The organism is Bradyrhizobium sp. (assembly GCF_049798375.1).
Lineage (GTDB): Bacteria > Pseudomonadota > Alphaproteobacteria > Rhizobiales > Xanthobacteraceae > Bradyrhizobium.
Window position 1 is genome coordinate 1 of record NZ_JBARGP010000219.1, and the last position, 16,372, is coordinate 16,372.

Annotated in this window: 16 protein-coding genes and 4 pseudogenes; 9 read left to right on the forward strand and 11 right to left on the reverse strand. The window is 62.6% G+C overall.

Features of this window, described 5'->3' with window-relative positions; translation table 11 throughout:
- Positions 1-298, reverse strand: a pseudogene (locus WA702_RS09305) (transposase); the annotation flags it as partial.
- Positions 299-443: 145 nt separating this feature from the next.
- Between WA702_RS09305 and WA702_RS09310 the strand changes: the two are divergent.
- Both WA702_RS09310 and WA702_RS09315 read left to right on the forward strand, forming a co-directional pair.
- Positions 444-572 (forward strand): annotated as a pseudogene (locus tag WA702_RS09310) (IS21-like element helper ATPase IstB); the annotation flags it as partial.
- Between the two features lie 9 nt (positions 573-581).
- Positions 582-873 (forward strand): annotated as a pseudogene (locus WA702_RS09315) (3'-5' exonuclease); the annotation flags it as partial.
- A 195-nt stretch (positions 874-1,068) separates the two neighbouring features.
- On the opposite strand, the gene WA702_RS09320 reads toward WA702_RS09315, so the two are convergent.
- From WA702_RS09320 to dsbD, 3 genes are all read right to left on the reverse strand, one after another.
- A complete protein-coding gene (locus tag WA702_RS09320) occupies positions 1,069-1,671 on the reverse strand; it encodes a L,D-transpeptidase (RefSeq protein ID WP_425110229.1) in 603 nt (200 codons plus the stop codon).
- Between the two features lie 73 nt (positions 1,672-1,744).
- A complete protein-coding gene (locus WA702_RS09325) occupies positions 1,745-2,392 on the reverse strand; it encodes a DsbA family protein (RefSeq protein WP_425110230.1) in 648 nt (215 codons plus the stop codon).
- A 26-nt stretch (positions 2,393-2,418) separates the two neighbouring features.
- On the reverse strand, positions 2,419-4,236 hold the full coding sequence (dsbD, locus tag WA702_RS09330; protein ID WP_425110231.1) for a protein-disulfide reductase DsbD: 1,818 nt from the start codon (positions 4,234-4,236) through the stop codon (positions 2,419-2,421).
- A 103-nt stretch (positions 4,237-4,339) separates the two neighbouring features.
- Between dsbD and WA702_RS09335 the strand changes: the two genes are divergently transcribed.
- A complete protein-coding gene (locus WA702_RS09335) occupies positions 4,340-5,002 on the forward strand; it encodes a response regulator (protein WP_425110232.1) in 663 nt (220 codons plus the stop codon).
- Entirely contained in the window at positions 4,999-6,312 is a 1,314-nt protein-coding gene (locus WA702_RS09340; protein WP_425110233.1) for an ATP-binding protein, read from the forward strand. Before WA702_RS09335 ends, WA702_RS09340 begins: the two co-directional genes overlap by 4 nt.
- A gap of 71 nt (positions 6,313-6,383) precedes the next feature.
- On the opposite strand, the gene WA702_RS09345 is transcribed toward WA702_RS09340, so the two are convergent.
- The 4 genes from WA702_RS09345 to WA702_RS09360 form a co-directional block, all read right to left on the reverse strand.
- Positions 6,384-6,767, reverse strand: a complete 384-nt coding sequence (locus tag WA702_RS09345) for a DUF302 domain-containing protein (RefSeq protein ID WP_425110234.1) — start codon at positions 6,765-6,767, stop codon at positions 6,384-6,386.
- A gap of 113 nt (positions 6,768-6,880) precedes the next feature.
- Complete coding sequence (locus WA702_RS09350; protein WP_425110243.1) at positions 6,881-7,660, reverse strand: sulfite exporter TauE/SafE family protein; 780 nt, start codon at positions 7,658-7,660, stop codon at positions 6,881-6,883.
- A 255-nt stretch (positions 7,661-7,915) separates the two neighbouring features.
- Positions 7,916-8,236 carry a rhodanese-like domain-containing protein gene (locus tag WA702_RS09355; protein WP_425110235.1) on the reverse strand — a complete coding sequence of 107 codons (321 nt, stop codon included), beginning with the start codon at positions 8,234-8,236 and terminating at the stop codon, positions 7,916-7,918.
- Positions 8,237-8,238: 2 nt separating this feature from the next.
- Entirely contained in the window at positions 8,239-8,592 is a 354-nt protein-coding gene (locus tag WA702_RS09360; protein WP_425110236.1) for an ArsR/SmtB family transcription factor, read from the reverse strand.
- Between the two features lie 90 nt (positions 8,593-8,682).
- On the opposite strand from WA702_RS09360, the gene WA702_RS09365 reads away from it, so the two are divergent.
- The 3 genes and pseudogenes from WA702_RS09365 (at position 8,683) to WA702_RS09375 (ending at position 12,726) form a co-directional block, all read left to right on the forward strand.
- Positions 8,683-9,570 carry an MBL fold metallo-hydrolase gene (locus WA702_RS09365; RefSeq protein ID WP_425110237.1) on the forward strand — a complete coding sequence of 296 codons (888 nt, stop codon included), beginning with the start codon at positions 8,683-8,685 and terminating at the stop codon, positions 9,568-9,570.
- 283 nt (positions 9,571-9,853) lie between these two features.
- A pseudogene (locus WA702_RS09370) lies at positions 9,854-10,495 on the forward strand (SOS response-associated peptidase family protein); the annotation flags it as partial.
- Positions 10,496-10,569: 74 nt separating this feature from the next.
- Positions 10,570-12,726, forward strand: coding sequence for an exonuclease domain-containing protein (locus WA702_RS09375; protein WP_425110238.1), 2,157 nt, complete (start codon positions 10,570-10,572; stop codon positions 12,724-12,726).
- Between the two features lie 403 nt (positions 12,727-13,129).
- Here WA702_RS09375 and WA702_RS09380 read toward each other — a convergent pair whose 3' ends face one another.
- Positions 13,130-13,291: a hypothetical protein gene (locus tag WA702_RS09380; protein WP_425110239.1), complete on the reverse strand. Its 162-nt coding sequence runs from the start codon at positions 13,289-13,291 to the stop codon at positions 13,130-13,132.
- 200 nt (positions 13,292-13,491) lie between these two features.
- On the opposite strand from WA702_RS09380, the gene WA702_RS09385 reads away from it, so the two are divergent.
- Positions 13,492-13,926 carry a YybH family protein gene (locus WA702_RS09385; RefSeq protein WP_425110240.1) on the forward strand — a complete coding sequence of 145 codons (435 nt, stop codon included), beginning with the start codon at positions 13,492-13,494 and terminating at the stop codon, positions 13,924-13,926.
- Between the two features lie 84 nt (positions 13,927-14,010).
- Here WA702_RS09385 and WA702_RS09390 read toward each other — a convergent pair whose 3' ends face one another.
- Together WA702_RS09390 and WA702_RS09395 are read right to left on the reverse strand one after the other, a co-directional pair.
- Entirely contained in the window at positions 14,011-14,613 is a 603-nt protein-coding gene (locus WA702_RS09390; RefSeq protein ID WP_425110244.1) for a tyrosine-type recombinase/integrase, read from the reverse strand.
- Positions 14,614-14,802: 189 nt separating this feature from the next.
- Positions 14,803-15,405 (reverse strand): hypothetical protein, encoded by a 603-nt coding sequence (locus WA702_RS09395; RefSeq protein WP_425110241.1) that lies wholly within the window; start codon positions 15,403-15,405, stop codon positions 14,803-14,805.
- A gap of 50 nt (positions 15,406-15,455) precedes the next feature.
- Between WA702_RS09395 and WA702_RS09400 the strand changes: the two genes are divergently transcribed.
- Positions 15,456-15,998 carry a Crp/Fnr family transcriptional regulator gene (locus WA702_RS09400; protein WP_425110242.1) on the forward strand — a complete coding sequence of 181 codons (543 nt, stop codon included), beginning with the start codon at positions 15,456-15,458 and terminating at the stop codon, positions 15,996-15,998.
- The last annotated feature ends 374 nt before the right edge of the window (positions 15,999-16,372 follow it).

Consider the following 16,372-nt stretch of genomic DNA (forward strand, 5'->3'; position numbering starts at 1 on the left):
GCGCCGGCAGCAAGGTCGGGATCATCACCTTGAGCCGCTTGCCGCATACCCGATCCGACGCCTCCCACAGCGCCGTCATCGCATCCTTGATCGTCGCATCATATCTACGCTTGCGCTGTCGAGGTGCCTCAACTGCGTTGGCCCCAACCTTTGCGCGTCGCCGGAGTGCGCGCACCGCATGCTTGCGATGCCAACCCGTCGTCGCGCACAGTTCGTCGAGGATGCGCCCCTTCTCCGCTCTCTTGGCCGACCGGTAACGCTCCATCACCGCCGACAACACCTCGCGCCGCGCGCCCATGCTGATCATTCTCGCCATAGACGCCACCGAACCAATTCGATGGCACCGACCCAATCATCGGCGAGAAGTTGTCCAGTAACATTCTGGATGAGGCAATGCGCCCCTCATCGACGTCCAATTTTGACCCCCTCGTGCGGCGGGCTTTGCTGGTAGTGCTCGTCTCGTCTCCGCTATCCCGGCCAGCTCCGACGAGACGAGCGCTACCAGCAGAGCACGCCGATCAAAGGGGTCCCTTTTGGATGCCGATAGGGGGTCCCAGTCGAACGCCGATTGACACTGCGAACTGCCGACCACGGGTGCGCCGGCGCTCGCATTGCTGCTGGAGACCGCTCGCAAAGCGATCCTACGGATCTGGGCGGAGCGGGCGCCGTTCGAACTCAAGGATTCCCTGGAAAAAACGTGGCTACCGCTGGTCGGACGGCGGCGACGGGCGACCACGCTCCTGGCACGTCGACGTCGATGAGACCGCCCTCGATGACGAGATCGCGTTCCTGCGGACCAAGATCTACATACGGGATGTCGAACCCAGCGTGCAGAGGCTGACCGCCTACACCCGGTTCTCAAGCCGGGTGTGATGTTGGTGGCGCGCTATCGCGCTCTCTTGGATCCAGCCTCGCTGCGCTGACTGTGGCTCGCGGTCATGTGACGTGTGCAATCGACGCGAGATCGAACGAGTTCAGGCAGCAATCGGTGTGCCCGTGCGAGGAGCAGTCCGAACCTGGGTAATTCCCCTGATCATGGTAGTCACACCCCTGGCGAGCGGGCATGCGCTATCCACGCTCTCCGGCCGGCAGCACCACCACCTTCGTCCCCGTTGGCACGCGGCGGTAGAGGTCGATCACGTCCTGGTTCATCATGCGGATGCATCCGGACGACATCGCCTCGCCGATCGACCAGGGTTCGTTGGTGCCGTGGATCCGGTAGAGCGTGTCCTTGCCGTTCTTGAACAGATAGAGCGCACGGGCGCCGAGCGGATTCGCCGGTCCTCCGTCCATGCCCTTGGCCCATTTGGTGTACTTTTCCGGCTCTCGGCCGATCATGTCGTTCGTCGGCGTCCAGTGTGGCCATTCCCGCTTCGACGCAACGTCGGCCGTGCCGGACCACGCCATGCCGGCCTTGCCAACGCCGACGCCATAGCGGAGCGCCTTGCCGCCCTCCTGCACGAGATAGAGGAAGCGGTGCTGTGGATCGACGACCACGGTCCCTGGCGGCTGGCCGGTCGGATCATCGACCAGTTGGCGCATGTAGCTGGCCTTCAGGTCGCCGGCGGCAACAGCTGCGACCGTATAGGCTCCGTCGGGCACGGCGCCATAGCGGGGATCGGAGACGTATGTCGCGGCCGCGGCTTGCGGCATGATGTCGGAGTCCGACACACACCCTGCGAGCGCGGCTGGCAGAAGAAGCGCCGTGAGAAGCATAGTCCATTGCTTGTGAGACATCATGCCCTCACTTCTTCGTCGCCCGAGCGCGGGCATCTGCGGCGACGCGTTTGAAGCCTTCGTAATTCAGGGCTTGGGTCACTCGGTACTGACCGACGATGTAGGCCGGCGTCCCCATCAGCCCGAGCGAATCCGCCTGGGCGAGATTGCGCTGCAGAAGCTTGGTGATGTCGTCGCCGTGGGCCTGGAGGTCGGCATCGAGACGATCCATGTCGACGCCCGATTTCGCGATTGCCTCCCGCATCCGCTCCGCGGGGATCTTCGGGCCGGGAATCCCCATCATCGCCAAATGGGCGTCGTCGTAGCGGTCCTGGTATTTCGCCGCCAGCGCCCACTGCGCGCCCTTGATCGAGTCGGGCGTCAGGATGGGCCAGTCCTTGTAGACGAGGCGGATCTTGCCGTCGGTCTTCACCAGCCTCTCGAGTGCAGGCTCCGACTGCTTGCAGAAGGGGCAGTTGTAGTCGAAGAACACCACGATCGTCAGATCGCCATTGGGGTTTCCGGCCGTCGGCGCCGCGGGGTCGTGGAGGATGGCTTCGCGAGAAATGTCCGCTTCGCTCGGACCTTCGTCGGCGCGAGCAGGACCGACGAGATAGCCGACCCCGGCGCCGGCGAGGATCTGGGCGAGCATGCGTCTGGAGAGGCGCTGCGACATGTGGTCTTTCCTTCTTTACGTGGGTGTCAATCGGCGGAGATGACTGTGGAGAGCTTCGCAAGCAGCGCGTCCGCGTCGACCGCGCCGACGATCTTGGTCGCGGGATCTCCGCTTTCCTTTGCTCTGAACAGCAGGATGGTCGGGGGGCCGACGACCTCGAAGCGCTGCATCAAGGCGCGGCTCGCGGCGTCGACGGCGGTGACGTCCGCGCGCACCATGCGGAACTCCTGCAGCCGTTCGCGAACCTCCGGCTTGCGCAGAACGGCATCCATCAGACGGCACTCGACGCACCATTCGGCCGAGAAGTCGAGCATGACGGGCTTGCCGGCGGTGCGCGCCGCCGCGAGTTCTTGGTCCAAGGCCGTTATCGAGCGGACCGTCGTTACGGAGGGCTCTGATTGGAGAGTCACGAAGCGGCCGAGGATGGCCGTGGCGTTGACGCTGTCGTCGCCAGCGGAGCCGAGCAGCAGCACCGATCCGGTGAGCAACGCCAGCAGCGCAAAGCCCATCGAGGCGAACCGCCACGACGTGTGCGAGGTCAGGTACTGGGTTCCGAGATAGACGGCGATGCCGATCGCGAGCGCGCCCCAAAGTTGGAACGTGGTCTGCTGCGAGAGCACGCGCGAGAAGATGGAGATCGCGACCCCGAGGAGAATGAAGCCGAAGGCATGGCGCACGCGGACGTGCCAGGGACCTGGCTTCGGCAGAAAGCGGGGGCCAAGCGCGCCGAACACCAGAAGCGGCACGCCCATTCCGACACCAAACAGGAACAGGGCCGTCATCCCCCGCGCGACGTTGCCGGTGCGCGCGACATAGAGCAGGGCGGTCGCCAGCGGCGGCGTAACGCAGGGGCCGGCGATCAGTGCCGAACTGAAACCAAGCACGGCGGCGGCCGCGAGCGGTCCGCGACTGCCTGCCGCGCCTGAGATGCGGTCGATGAAGCCGGCGGGCAATTGGATTTCGAACAGACCGAACATCGAGAGCGACAGGGCGACGAGGACAGTGCTCATCACGCCCAGCGCGATCGGCGTCTGCAGCATGATCTGCAGGTTGGTTCCTGATCCTGACCAGGCGGCGAACGCGCCGAGCACCGCATAGGCGAATGCCGAAGCGCCGACGAAGGTGATGGCGAGCGTCAGCCCGCGGCGAAGCGATGGACGTTCCTGCGTGCGGGTGAGCAGGCCGAAGAAAATCGGCACCAACGGAAAGGTGCAAGGCGAGAGCGACAGCAGAACGCCGAAGCCGAAGAACGAGGCCAACATGCCGCCGAGCGAGACCGAGTAGGAGAGGTCCCACTCCGAACCTTGCGAACCGCCCGTCGGTGGGTCCTGACCGGCGCCCCCGGGCAGGTCCTGAGGAGCGTCCACGAAGGAGGATGCGGCGCGGGACGACCCGGCCTCGTCCCCCTCGCGGTCCCGGACGGCGAGCGTCTGCAGGTCGAGCGTCTTGACGACAGGCGGGTAGCAGATCTGGTAGGCCTCTGCGCAACCTTGATAGGTCAGCACGATCTCGTGCCGCCCTTGCAGATCCGCTGACGCGATCCGCGCCTCCAACCTGTCGCGGTAGATCTCCTGGGGGCCGAAGTCCGGATCGTCCTTGGGCTCGCCGGGCGGCGTGCGGATCGTGATCGGCGTGCCCGGCGCAGTCGCATCCTTCGCAACGAGCATTCCGCGATAGAGATAACTGCCCGGACCGATGGTCCAGACCAGCGTCAGCCCGGCGTCGTCACGCATGGCCTTCAATCGGAACGTCTGATCGGCGGAAGGGGGCGTTCCCGCCCAGGCCACGGCGAACGACGAAAGGAGAAGGAACAGTGTGGTCGAGAGGCGGAGGATGCCCGGCATTGTCTGTGCGGCCCTGCATGAATATGCGAATGACCGCGAGTTGGACGGGCTACCTTAAGCCAGCCTTAAGGCTGGCCGCCGAGAGGAACCCTCGGAGGCACTGATGCGAATTCTCGTTGTCGAAGACGACCCGATCTTGTCCGACGGTCTGCGAGCGGGCCTTTCCTTGACGGGCGCGACCGTGGACACGGTCGAGACGTGCAGTGACGCGGAGGCGGCAATCGGAACAGTGAATTACTCAGCCATCGTTCTCGACATCATGCTGCCGGACGGAAGCGGTCTGGACCTGCTGCGCAAGCTGCGGAGTCGGCGGGACGGTACGCCGGTCCTGCTCCTGACGGCGCGCGACAGCGTCGGCGACAAGGTCTCGGGCCTGGACACCGGCGCCGACGATTACCTCGCCAAGCCGTTCGATCTTGACGAACTTGCCGCACGGCTGCGCGCCATCGTCCGCAGGGAAGGCGGGCGGGCAGCGCCGACGCTGACGCACGGCGCTGTCGTCCTCTCGCCGTCGGACCTCTCCGTGACCGTCGCAGGCAAATCGATCAGTCTGTCGAGAAGGGAGTTCGCAATCCTGTCCGCGCTGATGGAGCGTCCCGAACAGGTCCGCTCGCGGGCGGAGCTCGAAGAGCGGCTGTACGGCTGGCAGGACGACATCGAGAGCAACGCCGTGGAAGTGCACATCCATAATCTTCGAGCGAAGATCGGAAGAGACGCCATCCAGACGCTGCGCGGCGTCGGCTACCGCATGGGGAGCGCGCGATGAAATCCTTGAGGCTGCGGCTTTTTGCGACGCTGCTCGCCGCCACCGGGATCGTCTGGCTGGCGGCAGTGATCTGGATCTACGTCGGAAGCCGCGCCGAGGTCGAGCAGGTCCTCGACACGCGCCTTCAGGAGGCGGCGCGCATGGTCGCGTCGCTCGCCTCCAGCTTCGAAAGCCTCCCCGGAAAGGCGGCTCCCGCCGCCATTGCCCAGCTCGGGAGCTACGAACGGCAATTGTCCTGTCAGATCTGGTCGCTCGACGGGCGAATGGTGGCCAAATCGAGTGGGGCGCCCGACAAGCAACTATCGTCCGCCTCGTCCGGCTTCTCCAGCCGGACCATCGATGGCGAGACCTGGCGTGTCTACTCCGTCGAGGACGCCGACCATAACCTCCGCGTCATGGTGGGAGATCGGTTGTCATTGCGCGAACGTCTGGTCACGGATCTCATCAAGGGACTGATGCTGCCCGCTCTGCTGATCGCGCCGCTGCTCGGAGCCGCGATCTGGGCCAGCGTGGGGCAGGGGCTGCGTCCGCTCCGGCGCATGGCTCAGGACCTTGCTGCGCGGAGCCCTGAGGACATGCGGCCTGTGGAGGCCGATCGGACGCCGATCGAAGTCAGACCCCTGGCGGTCGCGCTCAACGGGCTGCTAGGCAGGGTGGAAGCGGCCCGCCGCCACGAGCGCGAGGTGACCGCCTTCGCCGCCCACGAGCTGCGGACGCCACTCGCAGGCCTCAAGACGCAGGCGCAGGTGGCGCTCGCGGCCGAGGATCCCAAGGTCGTGCGCCGCGCGCTCGGGCAGATGGTCGCCGCCGTGGACCGAAGCGCCCGCCTGGTCGGTCAGCTGCTCACGATCGCGCGGCTCGATGCCGATGCCGCTGAGGCATCCCGAAGCCCGATCAAGGTCGGCCCCGTGCTGGCCGAAATCGTCGCCGAGACTCCGAAGGACGAAGAGACGGCGGTGACGATCGACGCAAGCGCCCGTGACATGGTCCTGAACACGAATGTCGACTGCCTGCGGCTCGCGCTCCGAAATCTGCATGAAAACGCCGTGCAGTATACCCGCGGAGGCCGGATCATCTGGACGGCACAGGGGAGGTCGCTGTCGGTGGAGGACGAGGGACCAGGGATCCCACCGGAGGAACTGGAGAAGCTCGGCAGCCGGTTCTTTCGCGGGAAGCTCCGCAGCCCGATCGGAAGCGGCCTCGGCCTTGCTATCGTCAAGCTCGCGCTCTCGAAAATCGGCGGCGAACTTGCCATATCGAACCGCACGGATACCAGCGGCACACGATCAGAGCTGGTGTTCCGGGACTGAGGAGGCTGTCGCCTGCAGAATGTCGCGGGGAGACCTCCAGCCGGTCGCCTCCGCGCGCATGTCGCAGCCGCTTATATCGCTTCGATCGCGGCTCTCAGCTCGTCACCAACCTGCGTGGCAATCTTGGCAAGTGCGCTGTTCTGGATGGCCTGCATCGACGCGACGGGATCGACGGCCGCCACTTCCACTTTTGCGCCGGTTTCCTGGACGATGACGTTGCATGGAAGCATGGTGCCGATCTTGTCCTCCGCTTTTAGTGCCTCGAAAGCCATCTTCGGATTGCAGGCCCCGAGGATGACGTAGGGGCGAAAGTCCGCGCCGATCTTCTCCTTTAGTGTTGATTGCACGTCGATCCTGGTCAGCACGCCGAAGCCGCGTGCCTTGAGCGCGGCTATCGTTCGATCGACCGCGAGCGGAAAAGGAAGGTCTAAAGTTCTGGAATGATAGTAGGTCATGGGTCTTTCCCAGATCTCGAGGTGATGGGTCCTCTAAGGATGGCGTCGCTGGCCCGCTCAGCGATGCCAGCCATGCCTCCACGCCATTGTGCTTTCTCTCGTCGCGCTGCGCGTCACATCGCGCCGAGGCTGCGGACCAGCATGTAGATTGCCACTGCAAAGATGAGTGCGGCAAACACGGTGTTCAATGCGCCCTTGCGGTCGGCGAGCGAGTTCGCAGAGCGAGTTCCGATCAAACCACCGATAATGCCGCCCAAGATGAACAGCCCAGCCAGTGACCAATCGACGAAGCCGGACAGGGCATAATTGGCAGCCGTAGTGAGCCCGAAGGCGGTTACCGCCACGAGCGAGGATCCGACCGCGTACAGGATCGGCATACCTGTCGCGAAGATCAGTGCTGGCACGATCAGGAAGCCGCCGCCGATGCCGAAGAAGCCGGATAACGCCCCCGTGGCCAGTCCCGATATAAGGAGCTTGGGCAGGTTCTCCTTGTCGAGCCGAACCGAGGCCTCACCTCCGCCTGAGCGGCGCTTCAGCATCAGCGCACCTACGACCATCATGATGACGGTGAACAGCGCGAGGAGCTTCTCGCCGTCCATGAGCTTGCCTAGGGTCGAGCCGAGGAAGGCGCCGGCGATGCCGGCGACTGCGAAAACCGCGGCGCAGCGCCACTTCACGTTCCCGGCGCGGGCGTGGTTGACAAGGTTCGCCGCGGCGTTGGCCGCAACCGCAATGGCGCTGGTGCCGATCGCCATATGCGGGTCCGACACCCCGACCAGATAGATGAGAAGCGGCACGGCCAGGATCGAGCCCCCGCCTCCGACCAGTCCCAGCGAAAATCCGACGAGCGTACCAGACGCGACGCCGAGGGATCCTTGGGTTAGCGACAGCATCATGAATACTCCTAGAACCCGAGGACGATTATGCGGCTTGCGCGGACGCGCTGTAGCTTTTGCGGTTCCAGGGGGGCCCGCATCAGGATGCGGGCCATGCCGCACAAGCCGGTAGCACCGGCCGTCATCAGCCCGGCGCCCACGAAGGCCGGCACGGCGAAGAACGATGGTGAAATCAGGAGGCCAAGCAGCGCCCGCCGAGCGCAAGACTGCCGGCTCCAATCTGCACCTGGCGCTGCAGCTCAGCGGCTGCCGTCAATCGGAGACGACCGGCAGGCCGGCCTTGCGCCAGGCGTCGAGCCCACCTTCGAGGACAAAGGCCTCGCAGGTTTCATCGAGCTTCGCCGCGAGACGGGATGCGTTGGCCTGGGTGCGGGCGCCGCTCTTGCAGTGAAAGATGACCGGCTTGCCCTGATGCGCGGCAATCTCGGCGTCGTCGAGCTTCGACAACGGCATGTGCCGCGCACCCGGGATCTTCTGGCGGGCGTGCTCGTCGGCCTCGCGGATGTCGATCAGGAGGGCACCTCCGTCGAGGAAACGAAGCGCCTCTGCTGGCTTGATTGAGGGTAGGGACATGGTTAGCTCCTTCGATTGTTTAATCTGCTCTTGGCGCTGGCGGGTCTACAAAACAGGCTATGCAGCGTGGCAAGGAGCTGCTCGATGCGAGGATCGGCGATGCGGTACCAGATCGTCTGGCTCTCGCGCCTGAAGGTGACGAGCCCCTCCTCGCGCATCTTTGCGAGGTGCTGCGACAGTGCCGATTGCGACAGGCCTACCGCCGTCGCGAGGGTACCCACGTTGCTCTCGCCGCATTCGACGAGCGTGCACAGGATCATCAGCCGGCGCTCGTTGGCGAGCGCGCGCAGAATGCCCGCGACCTCAACTGCCTGCCTCTCGAAATTCTCTGGATCGAATGTTGGCGAGGCCGCCATCAGCTTGCTCCTTAATTTTAGACATTGCTTATTTAGATAATGCTAATATATGCGTCAAGACCGAACCGGCACCATCAGGAGGTTCAAGCCATGTCAGGACAGCCCATCATCCGCGCGTTCTTCGACGAGCCGACCAACACGGTGAGCTATCTGGTCGCAGATCCTGCGACGAAGGAGGCCGCCATCATCGACCCGGTCTTTGACTACGACCACAATTCGGGCGAGGTGGACACGCGCTCGGTCGAGACGATGCTGAAGGCCGCCGAAGATGCGGGCTACACGATCGGATGGGCGCTCGAGACGCATGCCCATGCCGACCACCTTTCGGGCGCCCCCTTCATCAAGGCGAAGACCGGCGCCAAGATCGGCATTGGCGAGCACATCAAGGACGTGCAGCGCATCTTTCGGCCGATCTTCAACGCAACCGACCTAAAGACCGACGGCAGCGACTTCGACCATCTGTTCCAGGACGGGGAACGGTTCAAGATTGGCCAGCTCGATGTCGAGGTGATCTACACGCCGGGACACACACCGGCCGACATTTCCTACAAGGTCGAGGACGTCATCTTCGTCGGCGATACCCTGTTCATGCCCGACTACGGCACGGCGCGAGCCGATTTTCCGGGCGGGGATGCTCACAAGCTGTACCGATCGATCAAGCGGTTGCTGGCGTTGCCGCCCGACACGCGGCTGTTCATGTGTCACGACTATAAGGCTCCCGGCCGCGACACCTATGCCTGGGAGACCACGGTGCGTGAGCAGCGCGAGAAGAACGCCCACGTCAAGGAAGGCGTGACGGAAGATGAGTTTGTGGCCATGCGCGAGGCGCGCGACGCCAAGCTTTCGGCGCCCCGGCTGCTGCTGCCGTCCATTCAAGTCAACATCCGCGCAGGAAAATTCCCGCCGGCCGAAGCCAACGGCGTGCACTATCTCACCATCCCGGTCACGCTGAAGGGCGGCGCTAGAAGCTGCGTTTGAGCACGGGACCAGCCGCAGTAGCGTGCAACTACAAGGAAGATGATATCGTCGCGGCTCCTTGGCGACGGCGATCACCACCATCCGGTGCTTACGGACCAGTAGACCGGAGATTTCGTTGTTGAAGTCGCGATACTCCATCACGGCGCCGGCCGCTTTGGCTAGGCGCTCGACCGGCACAGAAGGGCGCTCAATGCCGTTCTCAGCAAGGAGCTCCGCCGCGCAGCGGCGGATTCGATTATATCGCGGTCGTAGCGGTCTCACCACTCACCCGCTTTGATGAGGGTTTCCCGACTACAAGGCCCCGATCGTCAGGACCGGCGCTGGCGGCCGCGAGCTCGCGACCGCGCGGTGGGGCATGCCATCTTCGTCGAAAGCGCTCATGGACGCGACTAAGAAGCGCGCCGACAAGTTGCAGGCCAAGGGCAAGACCGTCGATTTCAAGGAGCTGCTCCGGATGGAGCCAGATTCCGGAACCACCAACATCCGCAACGTCAAGAGCAAGCACTGGACGCGCTGGCTGGGCGTCGAGAACCGCTGCGTGGTGCCCTTCAACTCGTTCAGCGAATTCAACAAGGTCGAGGGCGGCGACATATGGTTCGCGTTCGATGAAAGCCGGCCTCTGGCGTGCTTCGCCGGCATCTGGACCAATTGGACCTCGGTCCGGAAGGTCAAGGAAGGCGAGACGGGCAACGACCTCTACGCGTTCCTGACAACGGAGGCCAACGCCGAAGTTTTCGCCATCCACCCGAAGGCGATGCCGGCGATCCTGACGACGCCCGAAGAGGTCGAGACCTGGATGACCGCGCCCGTAGAGGAAGCCCTGAAGCTGCAGCGGCCCCTTCCGGACGGGGCGCTCCGGATAGTCGCCCGCGGCGTGAAGGAAGATCCGGCTCCGGCCGACAGCCTCAGCTCTGGTCAGCTGTAGCCTTCGAGGCGCTTGACTGCGACGCTGCGACTCGAACAAAACTGGAACGAACGATTCCTGCCGCGAAGGTTCTCTTGGCCAGACTGCCGCAACTGCCCGTCTACTATTATCTCGACCACTTCACCGAAATGCTGGGGTTCGTGCAGCGGACGTACGCCCCCATGCTTGGTCCGCAGCATCACGCGTTTAATGCGCGGTTCGAGAGCCTTTCGAGAGATGCGCGATGCCTCCTGGTCCGCATGATCAACAGGCGCGGAGCCATATTCAACCGATCCCTATTCAACTACCCGGAGATAGATGACGTCGAGCGAGCTACGTCCGATCTGAAGGCGGTTGGTCACGCGCGAGCGCTCGGCGAGCCTGACTATGCAGCTTTCGTCTCATCCCTGCCAAAGGACGTCCTCGTCACCGGAGCGCAGGCCGCCGGGCGAGGAGATGTCCGGAAATCCTGGTCGAAGCAGAAGTTCGTCGACTACTATCTCGAGCGCATCCCCTTTTCGGTCGCCGCGGAGCACTGCGGGGCCCGCAACTTCATCGCACTCGACGGGACGCGGCCGATCGAGTTCCTGCTCTACCTGTATTTCGGCAAGACCGAAGTGAACCTGAAAAACTTCGCGCTGCGCGATTTGGGAATCCTACGCACCAACCGAGAGACCTCGTTCAGCGCGCGCTTCACCGATGCCGAGGAGGCGCTCGCCTCCTTCCACTACAACCAGATCCTCGACAGCCTGGAGGCCGGATCGGAGCCTGTCCTTAGACGGGCCGCCGTCGACGTGCTCACCGGCCCAGCCTGCACGTCCCAGTACGCCGGCGATCTCCGCAGCCGCGCCGCGCATCAAACCGGGCTGTTCTTCGAGAAAGCAGGCGAGAGCGATCTCGCCCGGCAGCTCTATCGTGCCGGGCCTTCACCCGACTGCAACGAGCGCTTGGTTCGCCTGCTCTACAACACGGGCGACAAGGCCGAGGCCGAAGCGCTGCTGCAGCGGATGATCGACGATCCCGCCAGCGATGGCGAACACCTCTTCGCCACGGACTTTTATGCCCGTAAGTTCGGCGGCAGGCGTACAGGGCTCTACACCGAACTTCTACGGTCCGGCCGCACGATCAGCGTAGACGACACCCACCGCGGCAATCCCGAGGCGGGCGTCGCCGGCGTTCTGCGGCGCGAGGGTACCAAGGTCTACTTCACCGAGAATGTGCTGTGGCACACCCTGTTCGGCCTGCTCTTCTGGGACGAGCTCTTCGAGAGCACCCGGATGCCCAGCGAGTTCGATTGGCTACCTCACTGCCTGAAGGACCGCAGCTTCCGCCGGCTCTTCGCCGCGACGATCGACGAGAAGCTGGCAGCCATCGCGTCCGGATCCGCCCTCCCGTTGATCCTCCGCACCGTCGCAGCGAGATGGGGCCGCCCGAACGGGATCTTCAGTTGGGATCACGTGCAAGTGGAGGCGCTGCGCGCCCTGCTTGAAGGATCAGATCCCGCGGGCCTCGCCAGCATCGTCCGCAGCATGTGCGACGATTTCCGCGGGATGCGAGACGGCTTCCCCGACCTCATGTTGGTCCAGGACGGCAAGGTGTCCTTAATGGAGGTCAAGGCGGAAGGCGATGTCATCCGCCGCAACCAGCTGACCCGCCTCCGCCAACTCGGGGCCGCCGGCATCAGGGCCGAAATCGGACGGGTCGATTACCGTTTCGACCCCGAGCAGGATTACGTGGTGGTCGACATCGAGACCACCGGCTCATGGTCGAACGGCGACCGCATCACCGAGATCGGCGCGGTGAAAGTCCGCAACCACCGCGTCGTGGACGAATGGCACTCTCTCCTCAACCCGCAGCGTTCCATTCCGGCAAAGATCGTCCAGCTGACCGGCATCACGAATGAAATGGTTCGGGATGCACCCTTATTCGCAGAGGTCGCCGACCCGTTCATGGGGTTCATGGGGGACGGCATCTTCGTCGCCCATAACGTCAGCTTCGACTACGGTTTCATCACTTACGAATTCGAGCGGATTGGGCGGCGCTTCAGATTTCCGAAGCTCTGCACGTGTGCCGGGATGCGCCGGCGCTATCCGGGACACAAATCCTACGGACTCGGGAAGCTCTGCGAGATCTACGGCATATCGCTCGCCAACCACCATCGCGCCCTATGCGACGCGCGGGCCTCGGCGCAATTGCTGAATCTGATCAACCAGAAGCGAAGCGAGGAGCTTTCCATCGGCAAAGCCGCGTAGCACTTCGGAACCGATCGAGCGGCAAGGAGCAGTCCCGTGCTAAATATGAATTCTGATAATACGAATATTGCTTGCTCCGTCTGGCAAAACAGTGGTTCATAAAGCGCTGGTCCTAGCGAGATGAAGGAGCCAGCAGGATGGCAAACGACGTGGACGCCTCCTCGGAATTGTCCAAGATTGTGAAACTGAACGGGGACTTCCGACGGAATTACGGCACGCTCATCGGAGCTATCTTGTATCTCCGCACCGTGAGCGCCGCCCGCCGAAGCCCTTGGCTCTGGGCCGGTCTGATCTCGATCGCCTTTTCGACGGTGCTGAGCTGGTTGGGGCGGCATTCCCCTCATGATTGGCCGCCCGGCATCTCCGAAGGCAGTTCTGGGGCCGGATGGCCCGATATCATTCCTCACCCGGCAGGGCGGCAATCTCCCGGCCGGAGCAGGCCGAGGGCGGTCTCGATCTGCGCCAGCAGCCGCTCGATCTCCTCGCGTTCGTTCGGTCCTGGATCGATCTCCAGCCGCTCCAAGAGCACCTGCTTGCGCGCAAGCAGATTCGCCACGGTCGACATCGCTCCTCCACGCGTGGGACACCTTCAAACCACTTGGTGTCTGTTCGTGACCCAACACGGACCTTTGAACTTCAGAAATCCCGACCATCGCGTAACGTACCTCAACGTCGCCAAGGGAAATCTCTACCAGCCGACTGCGGTCAGTTGATGAACGGACCGAAGCCCTATGAAGCGACGAAAACTAACGCACCGGAGGGAACATGGCGTTCAAATCAGCGACTTTTATCCTTTGCCTGCTGATTGCTATTCCGCGCACTTTGACTGCGGGTGAGGCGCTTGATGCGGCCGTCATGGACGAGATGCACAAGCAGTTTTCAGAAGCGTACAATAGAGCTGACCTGGACGCTATGACCGCGACGTTCGCCGAAAACGCGGTACGCGTTACGCCCAGCGGCATCTTTCAAGGGCGGGACGCCATTCGCCAGAGTTTCAGCGATGCCCTCAAGCTCGGACTGCATGACTATTCGGTTCAAAGAACCGTCTCGCTTCCCGAAGGCTCCTTTGTCTTCAACGCCGGGACATGGCAAGCCAAGTTAGGAGACCGGCCTTTTCGCGGCTATTACTCATCCATACTGACAAGCGAAAGTGGGAAGCCGAAGATCATCGAAGAGACGGTTACGGTTGCGGCTCCCTGAGAAGAGCAGAGGGCGGGATTTTCCGCTTGTGGCCCGGAGCCGTCTGTGAGGGCAGCGCAGAGCGTGTCTGCTCTGCCCCCGAAGTCAGACGTCGACTTGTTCTGCTATCGCGAGCGCGTCGTCGACCTCGATGCCGAGATATCGAACGGTGCTCTCGATCTTCGTGTGCCCCAGAAGGAGCTGCACGGCTCGCAGCTTGCCGGTACGTCGATAGATCAAGGTCGCTTTGGTCCGACGAAGAGAATGCGTCCCGAAAAAGTGCGGATCCAGTCCGATATCGGCGAGCCAGCGGGATAGGAGGCGGGCATCCTGGCGTGTCGTCATATGACCACTCGGCCGCCGGCCCGTGAACAAGTATTCTCCTGACCTCTTACCCGTAAGCCGCAGGTAATCGTCGATTGCCTGCCGCGTCGATTCCGTCAGTTCAAACTTGACTGGTCGGCCGGTCTTCTTCTGTCGGACTGTCGCGCGGTCGGCCGAATACCCGCCCGGCGCGAGGTCTTCAACTTTCAAGGCTACGACGTCGCAGCCGCGCAGCTTGCTATCGATGGCGACGTTGAAAATTGCCAGATCGCGCGTTCGACCTTCGACCTGGAGCTTGGTTCGGATTGACCACACGTGCTTTGGACGGAGCGGCGGCTTTGCGCCGACGATCTTCCCCTTGTTCCAAGGAACGTGTTTCGAGATGGCGGGGACGGTGCTCTTGGAATAATGGTCATGTTGACCTCCTCAACTAGTGAGGCTGGTCATTTTCAGTCCGGAGACCTTCCAATCTGGCGTCCGCTTCTAGACGATTGAAGACGTACTTGCATCCAATTCAAACGATGGCAGGACCGATTTTGACCCGAAGCGGTCCTCGGTATCGGCCGGAGCAAACTAACCGGGGGGATGCTCGCCTCTTGCGATCATCAGGTGATGCTCTTGGTGATGCATTCCCCGAGTCATAACGCCAATGAACCCGAGGGCCTTGAGCTTAGCGGCATCAGTCTCCGGGACACGAACTTCGAGTACCGCGCCTCCCTCGACGTTGGTGGCTTTGAATTGCCATCCTGTGTAGCCGTTCATCGTGGCAGCATGTGCCGTGATCATGCGCTGAATCGAGCCGACAACGGGGCCGGCTCCTGTAACGACGTATCGGATACCACCGTCGAGAGGTTCAGTCTTAACTTGCGCAGCCAACGTGACGTTGCTCATGTCGACCAGATGCTCGCGTAGAGCATCGATATTCACCTTGGACCAATCGGTGCGCGGGTCCGCTTCCAGTATCTCCACAATCTCCTGAACGGCCGCAAAGGCGTCCTGTCCCGGCTGCGTCGGTTTTTGGGTCATCTGGTGCTGAGACGCATGGCCGCCCGGCTGCATCATCATGTGGTGCTGATGATCCATTGGCATTGACCCGTGCTGCGGGTGTTGCCCGCCGGATTGGGCATTGACGCTGATTGGAATGAGCAGCATCAGCGGGATAATGAATTGGCGCATTTAATGGTCTCCTTTAGCGGTTGTCTTGCCATAGGAGATCGACTTGGGACATGATCGCTATCATGTCCGACGAACTTTACCTCACCGTCCGTGACCTCACCCGACGCAAGCATGAACTTGAACCCGGCGAGGCCCTTTTCCATCAGGGCGACACGGTTCGTCGGGTCTACTTTGTGATCAGGGGGGCAATCCATCTCGTTCGGCACCAGGCGTCTGGAACCTCTTTGGTCATTCAGCGAGCAGGCGCTGGTCAGATCATTGCCGAGGCATCGCTTTTCGCGACCAAGTACCACTGTCATGCGGTAGCAATGCTCCCTACCGCTGTTTGGAGCGTCGCGAAGTCCGAATTGCTTAGCCGTATCTCAGCAGACCCGAACATCGGACTGATATTCGTGAAAACCCTTGCTCACGAACTGCAACATTCGCGTTTCCAGGTAGAAGTCCTATCCATGAAAACAGTCGCTGCCCGCCTCGACGCGTGGATCGAATGGAACGGGGAGCTGCCGCCAAAAGGAGAGTGGGTCAGCCTCGCCGCTGAGCTGGCCGTCAGCCCCGAGGCGCTTTATCGCGAAATTGGTCGTCGACGAGCTTAACGGGCCGTTAATAGTCCGGTTCTGGCCCAAAACGGACATGCCGTAATCAGCTCCGCTGGGTCCGCTATCGGCGGTTAAGCTGACATCGGCTTTTCATAGGCTGTGGCACGCCTGAAAAGTTTCGCATACCCCTCGGTTCCCACTTGGTCGCGGATTAGTCGTCCGATGCGGACGAACTATCGACGAAGACTGTCGTTTACAGATATCATGTCCGACGCATTCGACTATTTCCGCGCCTACGCCGTCCGAGCTCTCTGCAAGGCGAGATCCATGCCGCGGGGCAAGATGAAGCATCTGCAACTGGTGGCCGGTCGGATCTACAATCTCCTCAAGAAGGAGGCTGCCTACGGCCCCAATGTCCAGCACCTCGAGGA

Bases quoted from the DNA above. Each gene is read 5' to 3' on its own strand.
- WA702_RS09325 (WP_425110230.1), bottom strand. From the start codon at position 2,392: ATGTCGCAGCGCCTCTCCAGACGCATGCTCGCCCAGATCCTCGCCGGC.
- dsbD (WP_425110231.1), bottom strand. From the start codon at position 4,236: ATGCCGGGCATCCTCCGCCTCTCGACCACACTGTTCCTTCTCCTTTCG.
- WA702_RS09335 (WP_425110232.1), top strand. From the start codon at position 4,340: ATGCGAATTCTCGTTGTCGAAGACGACCCGATCTTGTCCGACGGTCTG.
- WA702_RS09340 (WP_425110233.1), top strand. From the start codon at position 4,999: ATGAAATCCTTGAGGCTGCGGCTTTTTGCGACGCTGCTCGCCGCCACC.
- WA702_RS09345 (WP_425110234.1), bottom strand. From the start codon at position 6,767: ATGACCTACTATCATTCCAGAACTTTAGACCTTCCTTTTCCGCTCGCG.
- WA702_RS09350 (WP_425110243.1), bottom strand. From the start codon at position 7,660: ATGCTGTCGCTAACCCAAGGATCCCTCGGCGTCGCGTCTGGTACGCTC.
- WA702_RS09355 (WP_425110235.1), bottom strand. From the start codon at position 8,236: ATGTCCCTACCCTCAATCAAGCCAGCAGAGGCGCTTCGTTTCCTCGAC.
- WA702_RS09360 (WP_425110236.1), bottom strand. From the start codon at position 8,592: ATGGCGGCCTCGCCAACATTCGATCCAGAGAATTTCGAGAGGCAGGCA.
- WA702_RS09365 (WP_425110237.1), top strand. From the start codon at position 8,683: ATGTCAGGACAGCCCATCATCCGCGCGTTCTTCGACGAGCCGACCAAC.
- WA702_RS09380 (WP_425110239.1), bottom strand. From the start codon at position 13,291: ATGTCGACCGTGGCGAATCTGCTTGCGCGCAAGCAGGTGCTCTTGGAG.
- WA702_RS09385 (WP_425110240.1), top strand. From the start codon at position 13,492: ATGGCGTTCAAATCAGCGACTTTTATCCTTTGCCTGCTGATTGCTATT.
- WA702_RS09395 (WP_425110241.1), bottom strand. From the start codon at position 15,405: ATGCGCCAATTCATTATCCCGCTGATGCTGCTCATTCCAATCAGCGTC.
- WA702_RS09400 (WP_425110242.1), top strand. From the start codon at position 15,456: ATGATCGCTATCATGTCCGACGAACTTTACCTCACCGTCCGTGACCTC.